Origin of the sequence: Candidatus Thiosymbion oneisti (assembly GCF_900092655.1) — a bacterium.
Classification (GTDB): Bacteria; Pseudomonadota; Gammaproteobacteria; order Chromatiales; family Chromatiaceae; genus Thiosymbion; species Thiosymbion oneisti.
In genome coordinates, this window is record NZ_FLUY01001682.1 from 1 (window position 1) to 1,209 (window position 1,209).

Sequence of the window (1,209 nt, forward strand, 5' to 3'; positions counted from 1 at the left end):
CGGATCGTCCCTGATCCGGCTTTGCCCAACCTACGAGCCGGCAGGATGCCGGCGCTCCCGGCTTTGCCCAATCGACATGGCTGGTAGTAACTTGTTAATCAAAAAGAAATTTATACGCGCCCGCCCTGCAAGTTCGGACCCGCTTGAGACACTTTCTTTGCTTCGGTTGGCTCTATGGTCCCCTCTATAGTTGAAAAAATGCATTGAATCTCTTAATCCTTTGCGCCAGTATATCAGCCGTGGTTCTGGCTACGTGGAGGAGATGTTTGTCAATTGTCGTCCTGGCAATATCGGCAACTCAGCTGAGGCTCAGTTCGGCGGTCCCGGTGGGACGGGACTTGACGACAATCGCTTCACGTAATCCTTGGCAGGTGTTTTGGAGAGAACCATGAACTCTAACTTCTGGTCTCTGAAATGGCGGAGGGTGTTTGTCGGCCTATTCCTTTTACTTTCGATATGCTTGATGCTGTTGATACTTTTTAATGAGCATACGCTCGATTCTGTGGCGGACAATTTTGGGAAGCTCGATTTTGTGGCGAGCAATTGTGAGACGCTCACTTGTGAGAAGCTCGCTGCTGAAGATTTAGTGCAGACATTCGCATTCTTCATCCTCGTTATATTGCTTGCGTTATTTATCCTTTATTTGCCTTTGGAAGATTTTCGGAAAGGGGTTGTTTTGGTTTTTTTTCTCGGAATACCGGTCATGTTGATGCTGTTTTGGTTTCCGCCTGTCGACATCTGTAAAGAAGGGAAAGCAGAATCCTGCCTTAAAGAAATCGAATTCGAAAAGCGATTCGGTGTGAGTAACCCAAAAGAATTATCAATCTTCGGATTTACAGAAAGTGATATTATATTAGCAGAACACAACAAGGCTGTCGAAGAGATCAAACTCAGGATCGAAAGGGAGGATGATTGGTTTCACCAAAAATTCCTTCTCGTAGGGATGCTATTGTTCGGTTTTGCCGCAAAACTTATCGTTGATTACTCAAGTTCAATGTCAACAGAATCAAAAAAAGGCGAGCAAACAAAAAAAGAACCGCCCGAAAGCAAGGGATCTACCGTTAACCATCCGGTATCAGCTGTGGTTGCGATATGTTTGGTTGTTGCCGTTGCAACCTGCATCGCTCTGGCGGGTAGTGGTTAATATATGAGTGAAATCTTAGCCAACAGCTGGCAACAGTTCGGTATTATAGCGGTGCAGAAAGAGTT

The 1,209-nt window shown here is 45.7% G+C and carries 1 protein-coding gene; it reads left to right on the top strand.

Annotated elements, in window-relative coordinates; genetic code table 11:
• Positions 1-388 precede the first annotated feature (388 nt).
• The gene (locus BQ17_RS17685) at positions 389-1,144 is read left to right on the top strand and encodes a hypothetical protein (RefSeq protein ID WP_089729358.1); all 756 of its coding nucleotides are present in this window, start codon (positions 389-391) and stop codon (positions 1,142-1,144) included.
• Positions 1,145-1,209: the final 65 nt, after the last annotated feature.

Excerpts from the sequence above, each read along its gene's own strand:
- BQ17_RS17685 (WP_089729358.1), top strand. The coding sequence starts at position 389 with ATGAACTCTAACTTCTGGTCTCTGAAATGGCGGAGGGTGTTTGTCGGC.